This window comes from Streptomyces sp. AMJ-169, from assembly GCF_055597585.1.
The window spans coordinates 195,107-211,125 of the sequence record NZ_JBVLTJ010000008.1; the positions used below are offsets into that span (position 1 = coordinate 195,107).

A 16,019-nucleotide genomic window follows, 5' to 3' on the forward strand; every position below is an offset into this window, starting at 1 on the left:
TCCTCCGATGGGCGCTTGAAGATCCATGGGAGCCCTTCACGAGCGGGCCCGTCAACAAGAGGTCCGCGTCACGGAACACGGCGGCGGCCTACGACGCCGCCGGCCGCCCGCTCACGCCTCCAACTGCCCCCGCTGCAACAGCAGTTCCCGCAGCAGGGCGTCGGTCGTGCGGACGGCGCTGCCCCGTGCGCACCAGCGCAGTGCCGTCAGGTGCTCCTCCGCGGAGAAGTCGGCCACGGCGTCGGCGACGACGAAGGTCTGGAAGTCGTTCATGGCCGCGTCGGCGGCGGTGAGCAGGACGCCGAGGTGGGCGTAGACCCCGCAGACGATCAGCTGGTCGCGCCCCTCCGAGCGCAGCAGCCAGCCCAGCCTGCTGCGCAGGAACGCGTTGTGCCGGGCGTTGTCGAGCAGATGCTCCCCAGGGCGCGGCACGAGCGACGCGGCGGCGTCGGCCACCCCGACCTCGACCCCGGTCCCGACCTCGACCCCGACCCCGGTCCCGACTCCAGCCTCCGCCCCGCCCCCGACTCCAGCCCCGACCTCCCCACCCCCCGGCTCCGCCGTGAACACCACCGGCATCCCCAGCGCCCCCGCCAGCTCCCGCAGCGCGGTGACGTTCTCGACGAGTTCCGTCACGGGCGAGCGTCCGGCGGGGAACGCGGCGACCGACCGCCCCCGCATCCCGTGCACCAGCAGCGCGCAGCGCGCCGGGTCGATCCGCCAGGAGACGTGCGACCGGGGGAGGGCCGAGCCGTCCGGCATGGGGTACGGCACGACGGCCGGCCAGCCCATGGCGACCCCTCTCGTCCAGATCGTTAATTAGGTTAGCCTAAGCTAACTGTCGCCTTGGGGTCTTCGTCAACTCCTTTGGGACCGGCCTCAGTTCGCCGCCTCCCCCGGCAGCACCAGCCGGAACACACACCCCTCGCCCGGCGCCGTCACCAGCTCCAGCCGCCCCCCGTGCCCCTGCGCGATGGCAGAGGCGATGGACAGCCCGAGCCCGCTGCCGCCCTGCGCCCGCGACCGCGAGCGGTCCGCCCGGTAGAACCGCTCGAAGACCTGCGCCGCCGTCCGGGCGTCCAACCCGGGCCCCTCGTCGGCGACCTCGACCACGGCGACCGGGCCGCCCGCCTCCCGCCCGGTCCCGACCCGCACATGCACCGGCGTCCCCGGCGGGGTGTGCACGCGCGCGTTGGACAGCAGGTTGTCGAGGATCTGCCGCAGCCGGTGCGGATCGCCCGCCGCCACGACGACCTCCAGCTCACCCCCCGCCAGCGGCCCCAGATCCACCCGCCGCGACCGGTCGTGCAGCGCGGCCCCGCTCACCGCCTCCGCCGCCAGCGACAGCAGATCCACCGGGAGCCGCTGATAGGACGGCTCCTTGTCGAGCAGCGCCAGCAACTGGAGGTCGTCCACCAGCAGGCTCATCCGCTCGGCGCTGCGGGCCACGATCCGGTCGGCCTCCGCCCGCTCCGCCGCCGACCGCGTCTCCGGGCGCAGCGCCAGTTCGGCGTACCCCTGGATCGCCGTCAGCGGCGTCCGCAGCTCGTGCCCGGCGTCCGCGACGAAGCGCCGCATCCGCGCCTCCGACGCCTCCCGCTCCCGCAGCGCCCGCTGCAAGCGGTCCAGCATCGAGTTCAGCACCCGCCCCAGCCGGCCGATCTCCGTGTCCGGACCGGTGTCCGGCAGCCGCAGGTCCAGATCGCCGGCCGTGATCTCCTGGGCGGTGCGCTCCACCCGGGTCAGCGGCAGCAGCCCGAGCCGCACCACCCACCGCCCGACCAGGACCAGCGCGAGCACCGCCACGAGCAGCACGGTCGCGTCCAGCCACACCAGCCGCGACAGCGCCCCGTCGACGGTGTCCAGCGGCAGCGCCACCACCGCGCTCATCCCGTCCGGACCGGCGTACCGCACGACCCGCCAGCCGTCGGCGGACCGCGGGCGCCCGTACGGCCAGTCCAGCTCGTCCGCCGAACCGGGCAGCGCGGGCGCCGGCTTCTTCCCCGACCCCAGCGAACTGGCCAGCAGTCTGCCCGTGGCGTCGTAGAAATAGACCCGGAAGTCCGACGGCAGCGTCGTGCTCTCCGGCAGATAGCCGCTCAGGGCGTCCGCGTACACCCGGGTCGGCGGGTGGAAGTCCTCCAGCTGGCCGTCGACCCGGTCGAGCAGCCAGGAGCGCAGCACCAGCGCGCCGATGATCTGGGAGACGAGCACCGCGGCCGTCGCGAGCGCGGTGACGCCGAGGACGAGCCGGCGCCGCAGCGACTTCGGGGCGGGCCGCCTCACCTGCCCTCCCGCGGCAGCCGCAGACAGTAGCCGACGCCGCGCACGGTGTGGATCAGCGGCGGATCGACCCGGTCGACCTTCTTGCGCAGGTACTTGATGTACGTCTCCACGATCCGCGCGTCCCCCGCGAAGTCGTAGGACCACACGTGGTCGAGGATCTGCGCCTTGTTCATCACCCGCGTGGCGTTCTCCATGAGATACGCCAGCAGCTTGAACTCGGTCGGCGACAACGGCACGTACTCCCCGCCCCGGTACACCTCGTGCGCGTTCTCGTCCAGCTCCAGATCCGCGTACCGCAAGCCCGGCCGCGTCCCGTACGGCGGAGGCGGCGCCGCCCCCGTACGCCGCAGGATCGCCTCGATGCGCAGCAGCACCTCCTCGATGCTGAACGGCTTGGGCACATAGTCGTCGCCGCCCGCGCCGAGCCCGGTGAGCCGGTCGGCGAGCGCGGTGCGGGCGGTCAGGAACAGCACGGGTACGTCGTCCCCGGCCGCCCGCAGCCTGCGCGTCACCTCGAACCCGTCGAGGTCGGGCAGCGTCACGTCCAGCAGCACCAGGTCGGGCGCGTCCCGCTCGGCCCTGACCAGGGCGTCCCGGCCGGTCTCGGCGCTCGTCACGTCGTACCCGGTGAGGCGGAGCGTGGACTCCAGCAGGGTGCGGATGCTGGGCTCGTCCTCCACCACCAGGAGCCTGCGCCGGGGCTGCTCGGTCATGACGGTCCGTTCTGTGAGTCGCTATCCGGCCGCGCAGTCGTACAGCTCGCTCCCGGTGCCCGTGCCGCCGTACCGCGCCGCGGGCACCTGCGTGCAGTGCGCCGCGATCCACCGCGTCCGCGTCTGCGTGACACCGTCCGACCTGCGCCCGCCGCCGGTGGCCGAACCCAAGATGTAGCGCAGCTCTCCGTCCGAGGTCCACTTCCGCAGCTGCGCGACCGAGGGCGCGTCGTCCGTGCCCATGAAACCGCCGATGCCCACGACCGTCTCGTCGGTGTCCAGGATGAAGGGGCTGGTGGCCATCGCGCCGCCCTCCACGGCGAGCTTGATCCGGGCGTGCGGGGCGTTCGCGACGGCGTACGCGAGGATCTCGCGCTGCTCGGCGGTCAGCTGCCCGGCGCCCCCGAGACGGGCGAGCCCGGCGGTGAGCGCGCCCCGGCCGCCGGCCGCCCTGAACTCCCGCTCACCCGGCCGCCCCCGGCCCCCGCCGCCCCCGAAACCGCCGCGCGCGGAAGGCCCGGCCGTCGGATTCGACCCGCCCATCGACGACTTCGACGCCGGCACGCTCACCGCCCACGCCCCCGGCGCGAGCAGCACCGCCGCGACCGCGACCGCGATCACCACCAGCCCGCCGCGCCGCAGGAACAGCAGCAGGGCGACGGCCGCGACCCCCAGGAGCAGCACCGGCCACAGCAGCCACCCGTGCCACTCGGGGCTGCGCCGGATCACCACGGCCGCCCAGCCGACCCCGCCGGCGACCGCCCCGGCGCCCACCCGGCCGGCCCAGGCGTGCCCGGCCCGCCGTACCCGCAGCAGCGCGGCGGCCAGCCCGCCGCACAACGCGGCGATCGCCGGGGCGAGTTCGGTCGTGTAGTAGGGGTGGAAGATGCCCTCCTGGCCGGAGAAGACGGCCGCGCACACCACGAGCCACGTCCCCCACAGCAGCCACCCCGAGGCCGGCAGCGGCGTCCGCGCGGGCAGCCGGCCCCGGCGGCCCAGCACCGCGATCACCGCCGCGGCCACCAGCGCGAGCGCGCAGACCGGCAGCAGCCAGCTGATCTGCCCGCCCACCTGGCCGTTGAACATCCGCAGCGCACTGGCCCCGCCCCCGAAGGCCCCGCCGAAACCGCCCCCGCCGGTGGTGCGCGATCCGCCGCCCTCGTTGCCGAAGACCCGCCCGAGCCCGTTGTAGCCGATGACCAGGTTCCACGCCGAACCGTCGTCGCTGCCCCCGATGTAGGGCCGCTCGCCGCTCGGCCACACGGCCACCAGCGCCACCCACCACAGCGACGACACCACCAGCACGGCGCCCGCCCCCAGCAGCCGCCACACCTGCGGCAGCCACGCGCCACGCGCCCCCACCAGCCAGGCCAGGGCGAAGGCGGGGACGACCATCCAGGCGGCGAGCATCTTCGTCAGGAACCCGCACCCGATGAGGAACCCGCTCGCGCACAGCCACCAGGTCGCCGCCCGGCCCTGCGCCCCGAGCGCCCGCGTCAGCGCGTACGCGGCCGTCACCAGCAGCAGCACGAGCAGCGTGTCGGGGTTGTTGTCCCGGTTGATGGCGACGGTGATCGGCGTGAGCGTCAGCACCAGCGCCGCGATCAGCCCGGCGCCCTCGCCCGCCCAGCGCCGCACCGTCCGGTGCAGCACGAACACGGCCGCCACGCCCTCGGCCGCCTGCGGCAGGACCAGCGCCCAGCCGTGCAGGCCGAAGACCTTGCTGCTGAGCACCTGCGGCCACAGCGCGGCCGGCGGCTTGTCGACGGTGACGACGCCCGCCGGGTCGTAGGAGCCGAACAGGAAGTCGGTCCAGTCGCGCCCCATCGACTTGACGGCGGCGGAGTAGAAGGAGTTGGCCCAGCCCAGCGAGCCGAGCGACCAGCCGTACAGGGCGGCGGCCAGGGCCAGGATCACGCCGAGCACGGCCGGGGCCGTCCAGGCGGGCAGGGTGCGCAGGGTGTGCTTGTTCATCGGGGCGCTCTCAGTGGCTGCGGAAGACGGCGGTGCGCAGGACGGCGAACCGTACGGCGGTGACGACGAGCGAGGCCGCGACGAGCACGGCGGTCTCGGCGCCCGCCGAGGAACCGGCGACGGCGTGCCGGTACCAGAGGACGGCGCCGGAGGTCACCAGATAGCCGAGGACGAACAGCGCCCCCGCCCCCAGATGCGCCCGCGCGGGCGGCGCCCCCGAACCCCGGAACGTCAGCCGCCGGTTCGCCTCGGTGTTCAGCACCGTCAGCGCCGCCAGCGACACCAGGTTCGCCACGGCCGGCGGCCACCAGCCGCGCAGCAGCCAGTACAGCAGCGCCTGCCCGGCGGTCGAGGCCAGACCGATCGCCGCGAAGCACACCACCTCCCACGTCAGCGCCGAGCGCCCGGCGGCCGGGGCCAGCACCGCGTCCGGATGCTCGGCCGCCGGCCGGGGCCGGGCCGGCAGCTCCACCCGCGCCCCGCCGGACGCCTTCAGCCGCGCCATCCGCCACAGCCCGCGCAGATCCTCGGCGGCCGTCCGCGCCACGTCCACCCGGGTGTCGACGTCCTCCACCCAGTCCACCGGCACCTCGTGCACCCGCAGCCCGTTGTGCTCGGCGAGCAGCAGCAGCTCGGTGTCGAAGAACCACGCGTCGTCGCGCGCGACGCCCAGCAGGGGCCGCAGGACCTCCGTGCGGGCCGCCTTGAACCCGCACTGCGCGTCCGTGAACCGCGCCCCGTGCGTCAGCCGCACGATCGCGTTGTAGCAGCGCGAGACGAACTCCCGGCGCGGACCGCGCACCGTGCGCGCCCCCGCCGCGAGCCGGCTGCCGATCGCGAGGTCGGAGTGCCCGCTGGCCAGCGGCGCCACCAGCGGCAGCAGCCCGTCGAGCCCGGTCGACAGATCGACGTCCATGTACGCCACGACGTCCGCGTCGCTCGCCCCCCACACCGTGCGCAGCGCGAGCCCGCGCCCCTTGCGGTCCAGGTGCACCACCCGCACCCCGGGCAGCTCGGCCGCGAGCTTCTGAGCGGTGACGAGCGTGGCGTCGGTGCTGGCGTTGTCCGCGACCGTGATCCGCCAGCGGAACGGGAAGCCGTCCGAGAGCCGGGCGTGCAGGGTGCGCAGACACCCCGGCAGGGCGCGCTCCTCGTTGTACACGGGGACGACGACCTCGACCGTCGCGGTCGCGACATCGCGCGGAGCGGCCCGGAAGGCCAGGCGGGGGGTGGCGGTCATGGGCTTCCTCGGCAAAGGGAAGGGGACGGCTGACAGCCCCGGGAGGGGGGCTGCCGCACCACTGTCACCGCGTCCCCTGTGCGGACCGGGGGAGGAAGCAGGGAGCTGACGGGGAGTCAGTTCACGTCCCGGTCATGCCCTTCCCAATAAGGCGCCCGGAGCTTGTACTTCTGGAGCTTCCCCGTCGCCGTCCGCTCCAGCACGTCCCGGAACTCCACCGACGTCGGCGCCTTGTACCCGGCCAGATGCTCCTTGCAGTGCCGGATCAGCTCCGCCCCGGACACCTCCGCCCCCGGCGCCGGCACCACCAGCGCCTTCACCGTCTCGCCCCACCGCTCGTCCGGCACCCCGATCACCGCGACCTCGGCCACCGAAGGATGGCTGAACAGCACGTCCTCCACCTCGATCGACGACACGTTCTCCCCGCCGGTGATGATGACGTCCTTGCGCCGGTCGCTGATCGCCAGATACCCCTCGTCGTCGACGACCCCGCCGTCCCCGGTGTGGAACCACCCGCCCTCCAGCGCCTCCCCGCTCTCCTCGGGCTGCTCCCAGTACCCCTCCATCACGACGTTGGAGCGGGCCAGCACCTCCCCGTCCGGCGCCGTCCGCAGCGCCACCCCCAGCGCCGGCACCCCGGCCCGCGCCAGCTTCTCCGCCCGCCGCTGCGCCGGCAGCCCGTCCCACTCCGGGCGCGCCCGGTTGATGGTCAGCAGCGGCGAGGTCTCGGTGAGCCCGTAGAGCTGGACGAACTCCCAGCCCAGCTCCGCCTCCACGCGCGCGATCGTCCGCGTCGGCGGCGGCGCCCCCGCGCAGATGATCCGCACCCGGTCGCGCCCCGGGATCTCGCCCTCCCACGAACCGGCCGCGCTCAGCACGGCGTTGACGACGGCCGGCGCCGCGCACATCACCGTCACCCCGTGCGCGGCGACCCGGCGCAGGATCTCCGTCCCGTCGACCTTGCGCAGCACGATCTGCGGCACCCCGAGCCCCGTCATCGCGAACGGCATGCCCCAGCCGTTGGCGTGGAACATCGGCAGCGTGTGCAGATACACGTCCCGGTCGGTGACGCCCGTGTGCAGCGCGAACGTGACCGCGTTCAGCCAGATGTTGCGGTGCGTCAGCCGCACCCCCTTCGGTCTGGCCGTCGTACCGCTGGTGTAGTTGACGGTCGCCGTCGCGCCCTCGTCCGCCGTCCACGGCTCGGGCTCGGCGCCGAAGCGGTACAGCTCGGCGTCGGAGTCGCTCCCGATCACGAACCGGTGCGGAACCTCGACCCCGGCGAGCCGCTCGTCCAGCTCGGGGTCGACCAGCAGGACCTCGCAGCCCGAGTGCGCCACGATGTACGCCACCTCCTCCGCCGACAGCCGGAAGTTGACCGGCACCAGCACCCGCCCGTACCCGGACACCCCGAAGAACGAGGTCAGCAGCCGCGCGCTGTTCTGCGAGACGACGCCCACCCGCGCCCCGTGCGCCACCCCGAGCGCGTCGAGCCCCGCCGCCTGCGCCCGCGCCAGCTCGCCGATCCGCCGGTACGTCAGCTCCCGCCAGGGCGCGGCCGGCTGATCCGGCTCGTCGACGGCGCCGACGCGGTCGGGGTACACGGTCGTGGCACGGTCCAGAAAGTCCCGCACCCCGAGGGGAACGAACATCGATACCTCCCTGCGCTGCGAGCACGGGCGTCCTCACCCGCCTCTCCCTGACTCAAACTTCCCCCTGCGAGCCGGGTCACTCGACGAGCGGCGGCCTCATGTGCGCGGGGGAGCGGGGAGGCGGCGGGGAGCTTACTGAGGACGACGGTGGGGGCCCGGTTCTCCGCCGGCCCCGCCGTGCCTGGTACCGGCCGTCCCTGGCAGGCCGGCCGTCCCCCGGGGAGCATGGTGGTCATGAACGAACGCACAGCTTTGGTCACCGGTGCCAACAAGGGCATCGGCAAGCACATCGCCCGGCTGCTCGTGGCCGAGGGCTTCACCGTGTACGTGGGTTCCCGCGACCCCGAGCGCGGGCGGAAGGCCGTGGACGAGATCGGCGCCGGCGCCCGCCCGCTGACCCTCGACGTGACCGACCCCGCCGCGATCGCGCGGGCCGCGGCGCAGGTGGACCGCTTGGACGTCCTGGTCAACAACGCCGGCATCTCCCCGTCGGTCGCCCCGCCGACCGACACGGACGTCGAGGAGTTCCGGCGCACCTTCGAGACGAACGTGTACGGGGTCGTGGCGGTGACCAACGCCTTCCTCCCCGCCCTGCGCCGCTCCCCGCACCCCCGTGTCGTCAACGTCTCCAGCGGCACCGGCTCACTCACCTGGAGTACCGGCCCCAACCCTCAGTTCACCCCCGGGGACCCGGGCGTCGCCGCCTACCGGTCCTCCAAGGCCGCCCTCAACGCCCTCACCGTCCTCTACGCCCAGACGCTGGCGGAGGACGGCTTCAAGGTCAACGCGCTCGCCCCCGGGCTGCGGGCCACCGACCTCAACGCCCGGGCCGCGGCGGCGGGCGGGGACCCGGCCGAGGCCGCGCACGGCGCCGTCCGCCTCGCCCTGCTGCCGGACGACGGCCCGACCGGCGGCTTCTTCTCCTGGGACGGGACGTCCGTGCCCTGGTGAGCGCCGCCGGCCGGGATCAGTCCGTCACAGGATCTCGATGGAGTCGACCTTCGGCGGGCGGTTCGGGAAGCTGATCTCGGTCCAGCGGTTGATCCGCACCGAGTCGCCGTTGTGGTCGTAATAGATCATGTCGTTGTTGCCCGTGGAGATCTTGTCCACCCACCACCCGCCGAACCCGGTCCGCCCCCGGTTCGCGTAGCAGTCGACGTGCTGCGTACCGCCGTTGTGCGACCAGATCTTGAGGTAGTCCGCCCCGCCGCGGCACTCGACATGGTCGATGGCGTAGGCGTTGCCGCTCGTCCCGACGGTGAACGCGGTCACCGCGGCCAGTGACACGGCCAGGGCGCGCGCGACCTTCTTGCTCTTCGAAAGCACAGACTCTCCTTGCGAATCGGACGACTTGTGCGATGTCGTCGTCACGGTATCGGCGCAATTCGGGAATACCGGCTTTGTGGGGATGAAACGCATCGAAGAGGTGATGTCGGGGGGTGGTGATGTGACGCGGCCGCCGGCTCTGTTGCGGGAGCCGGCGGCGTGTTGCGTTAAGGACGGTTTCTCGCTCATTCTCCGGACCGGTGGCGTGAGTTCGCGGTCTACTGAGCGGAAGAAAAGCGATACTCACCGCGATCGCGAGGAGGCTTCGTGCCATCGCCCTGTGCCCCTGAGAACGCCCGCGTCGGGGACGTGGGAACAGCTCTCATGCTGATCGACTCCCGGCTCAAACAGATCCATGCGGGCGCCCCCGGCGCCACGGACCCCGAGCAGGAGGAGCTGATCGACCGGTTCATGCGGTCCGCGAGCCGGCAGGACGCCGCGGACGTGCTGACCGGCACGTGCACGCTCATCTACCTGTTCATGAAGTGGCTGAGAGAGTGTTACGAGCACGAGGGCAAGGACGTCGTCGAGCGCGTCGTCCCCGCCCTCGTGACCACGCTGGGCCGGATGAGCAGGAACATCCCCCGCGAGACCGTCCCCACCATGACCGGCCTGGTCGTCGCCGCCGCCCTCGACCTCAGCCCCGACCTGTGGCGCGACCAGTACGGCGACTGGACCAAGGAGGAGATGATCCCGCTGGAGGCGACCGCCTGCCTGCTCGCCGAGCACATCAACCGCATCGCCGACGACCCCGACTTCGCCGTCCGCCTGATCGGCGAGGCCCTGACCGGCGCGGACGAGCGGTACGGGGAGTCGGGCGAAGACTGAGCGCCGCTCAGATCCCGAACAGCCGCGCCCCGTTGCCGTGGCACACCGCCCGCAGCCACTCGTCCCCGAGCTCCAGCCGCTCCAGCGCCCGCAGTTGATGGACGTACGGATACGGGATGTTCGGGAAGTCGGTGCCGAACAGGATGCGCTCGCCGAGGTCCAGGAGCCGGGGCAGGGCCGCGCGCGGGAACGGCATGAGGCGCTCGGCGAAGTCGGTGAACGCCACCGTCGTGTCCAGCCGCACCCGCGGGTACCGCTGCGCGAGGCCGAGGAACTCCTCGTACTCGGACATCCCCATATGGGCGATGATCAGCGGTAGTCGCGGATGCCGGGCCAGGACGCGTGCGACGGGCTCCGGGCCGGTGTGCTTGCCGGGCGCCGGCCCCGAGCCGCAGTGGATCACTGTCGGGACGCCCGCCTCGGCGAGCAGCCCCCACACCGGGTCGAGCCGTTCGTCGGCCGGGTCGTACGCGCCCACCTGCACATGCGCCTTGAACACCCGGGTGCCCGCCTCGACCGCCTCGCGGACGTACTCCGTCACGTCCGGCTCCGGGAAGAACGTCGAGGTGTGCAGGCAGTCCGGGGTGCGGCGGGCGAAGCCGGCCGCCCAGCCGTTCAGCCAGCGGGCCATGCCCGGCTTGTGCGGATAGAGCATCGACGTGAACGCCCGCACCCCGAACTCCCGCAGCAGCGCCGTCCGTTCGGCCTCCGCCGTGCGGTAGGTGATCGGCCACTCCAGCCCGCCGAGCAGCGTCCCGCTCGCGTCGAAGTACTCCCAGACCTTGCGCAGGACGCTCTCGGGCATGAAGTGCGTGTGGATGTCGATCAGCCCTGGGAGCCCGAGGGCGCGCCAGAAGCGGCGGACTTCTTCGGCTTCGGTGGGCTCGGCGGGGCCGGCGGGGCCGGCGGGTTCCTCGGCTTCGGTGCGGCGATCACTCATACGTCCACCATCGGCCCCGGAGGCGTACGGGTCCACTCCCCGCGCGGTTGCCCACTTGCTCCCGTCGTCCCAGTTCAGTGCGGGTTTCCCATGAAGCCTGCGCGGAGGGCGACGGGAAACCCGTCGACTCCGTACGGCCCGGCGGGAACGCTGGAGTTGTCCGCAACAAAAGCACTGCAAGGGGGAATCCCATGCGCAAGATCATGAGCGGCGCCGCCGCGTTCCTGACCGCCGCGGCTGCCGTGGTGGCCGTGAGCGGGGCCGCGCACGCCGACCCGTGGGCCGGCTGTCCGGACGGGTACGTGTGCGTCTACCCGCAGAACCAGAACCCGGCCCAGTCGCCCAGCCTGAAGTTCCTCAGCTACGGCGCGCACAACCTCAGCAACCAGTACGGCAACCACTGGGTCCTCAACAACCAGACCGGCGGCGCGACCATGAGCCTGTGCACGGGCTACAACGGCAGCGGCTGCGGTGAGCACATCCCGGCCGGGCGTGGCGTCTACGCCGACCTGACGCCGATCAACTCGATCGTCCTGTACCGGCCGTGACCCGATAGCCCGGTAGCGGCGAGCAGCCGCTGAGGGCGGGCGCCCGGAGCCCCTGACCAAGGCCCCGGGCGCCCCTTTCGGGTAGTTTCGCGAATATTCCCTGACGCGGTGTCATACCCCCGCAGTACCGTGGGCATCTAACGTCTCACGGTCTGAACACACTGCCATGGGGGACGCGTTGGGGGAACAGAAGGACCAGGGGGAGGCGCCGGCCACACCGCCCTTTCCCGTACAGCTACGCCGCCTGCGCCAGCAGCGCGGACTGTCGCTGGCCGCGCTGGCCCGGCAGTCGCACTACAGCAAGGGCTACCTCAGCAAGATCGAGACCGGCGTCAAACCGGCGACCGTCGACGTTGCCCGAAGGTGCGACCACATCCTGCGGGCCGAGGGGGAGCTGCTGCGGCTGGTCGCGCCGCCGGAGGAGGGGAGCGCGGGGGGCTCGGGAAACCCTGGGGACTCCGCTCGCGCGGGGGGCCGGGGAAACCCCCAGGACTCCGTTCGCGCGGGGAGCCGGGGAAACCTTGCGGGCCAAGGAGGCTCCGGGCGCGCGGGGGAGCGGGGGAACCCGGCAGGCCAGGGGAGCCCCGGCCGCGCGCGAGGCCGGGGGAGCTCCGGTCCCGTGCCGAGCCAGGGTTACCCGGCCCCCGCGCCGGATTCCGCGCCGGGCTGCGATCCCGGGCAGGCCCTTGCGCCGGGCCGGAATGCCGTGCACGCTCCTGCGCCGAGCCAGGGGGACCGGGCTCCCGCGCCGGATTCCGTGTCGGGCTGCGATCCCGGGCAGGCCCCTGCGCCGGGCCGGAATCCCGCGCACGCTCCCGCCCCGAGCCAGGGGGACCGGGCCCCCGCGCGGGACTCCGTGTCGGACCGGAACCCCGCGCAGGACTCCGCGTCGGACCGCGATCCCGAGCAGGCCCCCGAGCAGGCCCCCGAGCAGGCCCCCGTGCAGGACTTCGCGCCGGACCGGAATCCCGCGCAAGCCCCCTTACCGCCCCCGAACCCCGCCCAGTCCCCCTCCCCGGGCCTGGAATGCCCCGCCCCCTACCCCGGCCTCTCCTCCTTCACCGCCCAGGACGCCCCCCGTTTCTTCGGCCGGGAACGGGCCACCGTTGCTCTCGTCGAGCGGGTCTTCGGGCGGGTCGGGGTCGGTCCGGTGCTGCTGGTCGCCCCCTCCGGTGCGGGCAAGTCCTCGCTGCTGAACGCCGGTCTTGTCGCCGCCCTGCGCCGCCCCGGCGGCTTCCCCATGGCCGGCGCCGACACCTGGCCGGTCGTCAGCCTCACCCCCACCGCCCACCCGCTGGACGAACTCCTGTCGGCCGCCGCCAAAACCCTCGACGGCTGCGGCGGACTGACCAGGGAGCACCTCACCGCCCACCCCGAGGCACTCCTGACCGCGGCCCGCGCGGCGGTCCCGGAAGCCGGAGCCGGAGACGGGCACGGCGACCGCCCCCCTCCACCACCCCGACTGGTCCTCCTGGTCGACCAGTTCGAGGAACTGTTCACCCTCTGCCCCGACGAGACCGAACGCCGCACCTACGCGCGCGTACTGCGCACCCTCGCCGCACCACCCCCGCAGGACCGGTACGACGCCGCGGTCGTGGTCCTGGGCGTCCGCGCCGACTTCTCCGGCCGCTGCCTCGAACTCCCCGAACTGGCCCCGGTGTTCACCGAGGGACTGACCGTCCTCCCCCCGATGACCGCCGACGAGCTGAGCGCGTCGATCACAGGCCCCGCCGCACTCGCCGGGATCACCCTGGAACCCGGCCTGGTGCCGCTGCTGCTGCGCGACGCGGGCCTGACCGGCGAACCCGGCACGCGCAGCGTCCCCTGCGGCGCGCTCCCCCTGATCTCCCACGCCCTCCTGGCGACCTGGCGCCACCGCGAGGCGGACACCCTGACCGTCGCCGGATACGAACGCACCGGCGGCATCCAGGGCGCCGTCGCCCGCACCGCCGAGGACGCCTTCGGCCGCCTCTACCCGGCCGAACAGCACACCATCAGGCGCGTACTGTCCCGCCTCGTCCAGGTCTCCGAGGGCACCGGAGTCACCCGCCGCCGGGTCTGCCGCACGACGCTGACGGCGCCGTCGGCGCAGAGCGCGCTCGACGTGTTCGTCCGAGCCCGGCTCATCACCGCGGGCCGCGACGGCGTCGAGATCACCCATGAGGCGCTGCTGCACAGCTGGCCCCGGCTGCGGGCCTGGATCAGCGCCGACCGGGCCGGCCTGCTGCTGCGCCAGCAGCTCGGGCACGCGGCGGCGGCCTGGGAGCGCGAGGGCCGCGACCCGTCGGCGCTGTACCGGGGCGCCCGCCTGGACGGCGTACGGCAGCTCGACGAACTCGGGCCCGCCGAGGAGGCGTTCCTCGCGGCGAGCCGGGCCGAGGAGGCGGGGCGCAGCCGGCAGGCGTGGCGGCAGGCCCGGCTGCGGCAGGCGCTGGTGGCCACCCTCGTCGTGCTGCTCGGGTGCGCGCTGGCCGCCGGGAGCCTCGCCTTCCGGCAGCGTACGGACGCCCTCGCGCAGGAGCGCCTGGCCCGCTCGCAGGCCCTCGCCGTGCAGTCCGTCTCGCTGGCGGGGGGCCGCCCCGAGGCGTCCATGCTGCTCGCCGCCGAGGCCTACCGCACCGACCCGACGGCCGCCGCGCGCGGAGCCCTGCTGAGCACCCAGGCCGAACCCTTCGCCGCCCGCCTCGGCGGCCACCGGGGCGCGGTCAACGCGGTCGCGTTCACGCCCGACGGCCGCTTCCTGGCGACCGGCAGCTCCGACGGCACCGTCCGCCTGCGCCGCCTCGCCGACCACCGCACGGCCGCGACGCTCACCGTCCCCGGGAAAGTCCTCTCGCTGGCCTTCGCCCCGGACGGCCGGGCCCTGGCCGTCGCGACCAGCGGCGGGCCCGTCCGGCTGTGGACGCCGGGCCGCCCCGCGCGCGTGCTGCCCGGGGACACCGCCAAGGGGCGTGCCGTCGCCTTCGACCCGCGCGGGCACACCCTTGCTGTCGCGGGCGCCGGGGCCGTCCGGCTGTGGGACACGCGGACCTGGCGGACGGCCCGGCTGACCGGGCACACCGGCCGGGTCGACGCGGTCGCGTTCTCCCCGGACGGCCGGCGGCTCGCCTCGGCGGGCGAGGACCGCACCGTCCGGCTGTGGGACCCCGCGCGCGGGCGGCAGCTCGCCGTCCTGCGCGGGCACACGGACGAGGTGGACACCGTGGCGTTCGCCCCCGACGGGCGCGGGCTCGCCAGCGGGGGAGTGGACCGCACGGTCCGGCTGTGGGACACCGGCACGCTGAAGCCCGCCGCGACGCTCACCGGGCACAGCGACGACGTCAACGCCGTCGCCTACACCCCCGACGGCACCACCGTCGTCAGCGCGAGCGGCGACGGCACGACCCGGCTGTGGGACGCGTACGCCGGACGGCTCGTCACGACCCTCACCGGCCACACCGACTACGTCATGTCCGTGGCCGTCGACCCCACCGGCGCGCTCCTGGCGACCGGCGGCTTCGACCAGAGCGTCGTCCTGTGGGACCTGCGCGGACGCACCCTCGCCGCGCGCCCCTTCACCGAGGTCTCCACCGTCGCCTACAGCCCCGGCGGACGGCTCCTCGCGACCGCCGACGCCGACCGCACCGTCCGCCTGTGGGACCCCGCCCGGCGCACCGCGCCCGTCACGCTGACGGGGCATCACGAGGGCGTCAACACCGTCGCGTTCGCCCCCGGCGGCGAACTGCTCGCGTCCGCCGGGTCCGACGGGACGGTCATCCTCTGGGACGTGCCAGGCCGCCGCCCGCTCGCCGTCCTCGAAGGCCACCGCAGCGCCGTCTTCTCGGTCGCGTTCTCCCCCGACGGTGCCACCCTCGCCTCCGCGGGCGCCGACGGCACCGTCCGCCTCTGGGACGTCGCCCGGCGGCGGGCGCTCGCCGTGCTCACCGGGCACACCGACTTCGTCAACGCCGTCGCCTTCAGCCCCGACGGGCGCACGCTGGCCAGCGGGAGCGACGATCTGACCGTCCGGCTGTGGGACGTGCCGGGCGGACGCCCGCTGGCCACGCTCACCGGACACACCGGCGCCGTCCGCGCGGTCGCCTTCAGCCCCGACGGGCGCACCCTCGCCAGCTGCGGCAACGACGGCACCGTCCGCCTGTGGGACCCCGCCGGACGGCAGCCGCCCGTCTCGCTCAGCGGGCACACCGGGTCGGTGCGCGGGCTCGCGTTCTCGCCGGACGGGCGGCTGCTCGCCAGCAGCGGGCACGACCGCACCGTCCGGCTCTGGGACGTCGCCGCGCGCAGGCCCTGGGCCACCCTCACCGGGCACACCAACGCCGTGTGGGGCGTCGCCTTCGCCCCCGACGGGACCCTCGCGAGCAGCAGCAACGACGGGACCGTACGGCTGTGGAGCCTCGACGTCCGCGCGCGGCTCGCGGCCGTCGACCGGCTCGCGGGGGAGCTGGACCCGGGGGAGCGGCGCGGTCTGGTGCCGGGGCCGTGAACACGGGGCGATCCGGCCGCGCGCGGGGT

At 74.1% G+C, this 16,019-nt stretch carries 12 protein-coding genes and 1 pseudogene; 5 read left to right on the forward strand and 8 right to left on the reverse strand.

All coding sequences use genetic code 11. The features are described from left to right. Positions 1-111: 111 nt before the first annotated feature. The 6 genes from ACYUD3_RS21375 to ACYUD3_RS21400 form a co-directional block, all read right to left on the reverse strand. Complete coding sequence (locus tag ACYUD3_RS21375) at positions 112-792, reverse strand: isochorismatase family protein (protein WP_470972202.1); 681 nt, start codon at positions 790-792, stop codon at positions 112-114. 87 nt (positions 793-879) lie between these two features. Next, positions 880-2,286, reverse strand: a complete 1,407-nt coding sequence (locus tag ACYUD3_RS21380; RefSeq protein ID WP_470972205.1) for a sensor histidine kinase — start codon at positions 2,284-2,286, stop codon at positions 880-882. Next, the gene (locus ACYUD3_RS21385) at positions 2,283-2,999 is read right to left on the reverse strand and encodes a response regulator transcription factor (protein ID WP_470972207.1); all 717 of its coding nucleotides are present in this window, start codon (positions 2,997-2,999) and stop codon (positions 2,283-2,285) included. The genes ACYUD3_RS21380 and ACYUD3_RS21385 overlap by 4 nt, the downstream gene beginning before the upstream one ends. Positions 3,000-3,020: 21 nt before the next feature. Continuing rightward, positions 3,021-4,973: an ArnT family glycosyltransferase gene (locus ACYUD3_RS21390; protein ID WP_470972209.1), complete on the reverse strand. Its 1,953-nt coding sequence runs from the start codon at positions 4,971-4,973 to the stop codon at positions 3,021-3,023. A gap of 10 nt (positions 4,974-4,983) precedes the next feature. Next, positions 4,984-6,213, reverse strand: coding sequence for a glycosyltransferase (locus ACYUD3_RS21395; RefSeq protein ID WP_470972211.1), 1,230 nt, complete (start codon positions 6,211-6,213; stop codon positions 4,984-4,986). 116 nt (positions 6,214-6,329) lie between these two features. Beyond that, complete coding sequence (locus tag ACYUD3_RS21400; protein WP_470972213.1) at positions 6,330-7,865, reverse strand: AMP-binding protein; 1,536 nt, start codon at positions 7,863-7,865, stop codon at positions 6,330-6,332. A gap of 234 nt (positions 7,866-8,099) precedes the next feature. On the opposite strand from ACYUD3_RS21400, the gene ACYUD3_RS21405 reads away from it, so the two are divergent. Beyond that, complete coding sequence (locus ACYUD3_RS21405; RefSeq protein ID WP_470972215.1) at positions 8,100-8,816, forward strand: SDR family oxidoreductase; 717 nt, start codon at positions 8,100-8,102, stop codon at positions 8,814-8,816. 24 nt (positions 8,817-8,840) lie between these two features. Here the strand turns inward: ACYUD3_RS21405 and ACYUD3_RS21410 are convergent, their stop codons facing one another. After that, on the reverse strand, positions 8,841-9,191 hold the full coding sequence (locus ACYUD3_RS21410; protein WP_470972217.1) for a beta/gamma crystallin domain-containing protein: 351 nt from the start codon (positions 9,189-9,191) through the stop codon (positions 8,841-8,843). Positions 9,192-9,515: 324 nt separating this feature from the next. On the opposite strand from ACYUD3_RS21410, the gene ACYUD3_RS21415 reads away from it, so the two are divergent. After that, positions 9,516-10,019, forward strand: a complete 504-nt coding sequence (locus ACYUD3_RS21415; protein WP_470972219.1) for a hypothetical protein — start codon at positions 9,516-9,518, stop codon at positions 10,017-10,019. 7 nt (positions 10,020-10,026) lie between these two features. On the opposite strand, the gene ACYUD3_RS21420 is transcribed toward ACYUD3_RS21415, so the two are convergent. After that, positions 10,027-10,959, reverse strand: a complete 933-nt coding sequence (locus ACYUD3_RS21420; RefSeq protein ID WP_470972221.1) for an amidohydrolase family protein — start codon at positions 10,957-10,959, stop codon at positions 10,027-10,029. Positions 10,960-11,150: 191 nt separating this feature from the next. Here ACYUD3_RS21420 and ACYUD3_RS21425 point away from each other — a divergent pair, with 191 nt between their 5' ends. The 3 genes and pseudogenes from ACYUD3_RS21425 (at position 11,151) to ACYUD3_RS21435 (ending at position 15,990) form a co-directional block, all read left to right on the forward strand. After that, positions 11,151-11,507, forward strand: a complete 357-nt coding sequence (locus ACYUD3_RS21425; protein ID WP_470972223.1) for a hypothetical protein — start codon at positions 11,151-11,153, stop codon at positions 11,505-11,507. A 166-nt stretch (positions 11,508-11,673) separates the two neighbouring features. Beyond that, positions 11,674-11,898, forward strand: a pseudogene (locus tag ACYUD3_RS21430) (helix-turn-helix domain-containing protein); the annotation flags it as partial. 465 nt (positions 11,899-12,363) lie between these two features. Beyond that, positions 12,364-15,990, forward strand: coding sequence for an nSTAND1 domain-containing NTPase (locus tag ACYUD3_RS21435; protein WP_470972521.1), 3,627 nt, complete (start codon positions 12,364-12,366; stop codon positions 15,988-15,990). The last annotated feature ends 29 nt before the right edge of the window (positions 15,991-16,019 follow it).

Coding starts and splice junctions, on each gene's coding strand:
- ACYUD3_RS21375 (WP_470972202.1), bottom strand. CDS start 792: ATGGGCTGGCCGGCCGTCGTGCCGTACCCCATGCCGGACGGCTCGGCC.
- ACYUD3_RS21385 (WP_470972207.1), bottom strand. CDS start 2,999: ATGACCGAGCAGCCCCGGCGCAGGCTCCTGGTGGTGGAGGACGAGCCC.
- ACYUD3_RS21390 (WP_470972209.1), bottom strand. CDS start 4,973: ATGAACAAGCACACCCTGCGCACCCTGCCCGCCTGGACGGCCCCGGCC.
- ACYUD3_RS21395 (WP_470972211.1), bottom strand. CDS start 6,213: ATGACCGCCACCCCCCGCCTGGCCTTCCGGGCCGCTCCGCGCGATGTC.
- ACYUD3_RS21400 (WP_470972213.1), bottom strand. CDS start 7,865: ATGTTCGTTCCCCTCGGGGTGCGGGACTTTCTGGACCGTGCCACGACC.
- ACYUD3_RS21405 (WP_470972215.1), top strand. CDS start 8,100: ATGAACGAACGCACAGCTTTGGTCACCGGTGCCAACAAGGGCATCGGC.
- ACYUD3_RS21415 (WP_470972219.1), top strand. CDS start 9,516: ATGCTGATCGACTCCCGGCTCAAACAGATCCATGCGGGCGCCCCCGGC.
- ACYUD3_RS21420 (WP_470972221.1), bottom strand. CDS start 10,959: ATGAGTGATCGCCGCACCGAAGCCGAGGAACCCGCCGGCCCCGCCGGC.
- ACYUD3_RS21425 (WP_470972223.1), top strand. CDS start 11,151: ATGCGCAAGATCATGAGCGGCGCCGCCGCGTTCCTGACCGCCGCGGCT.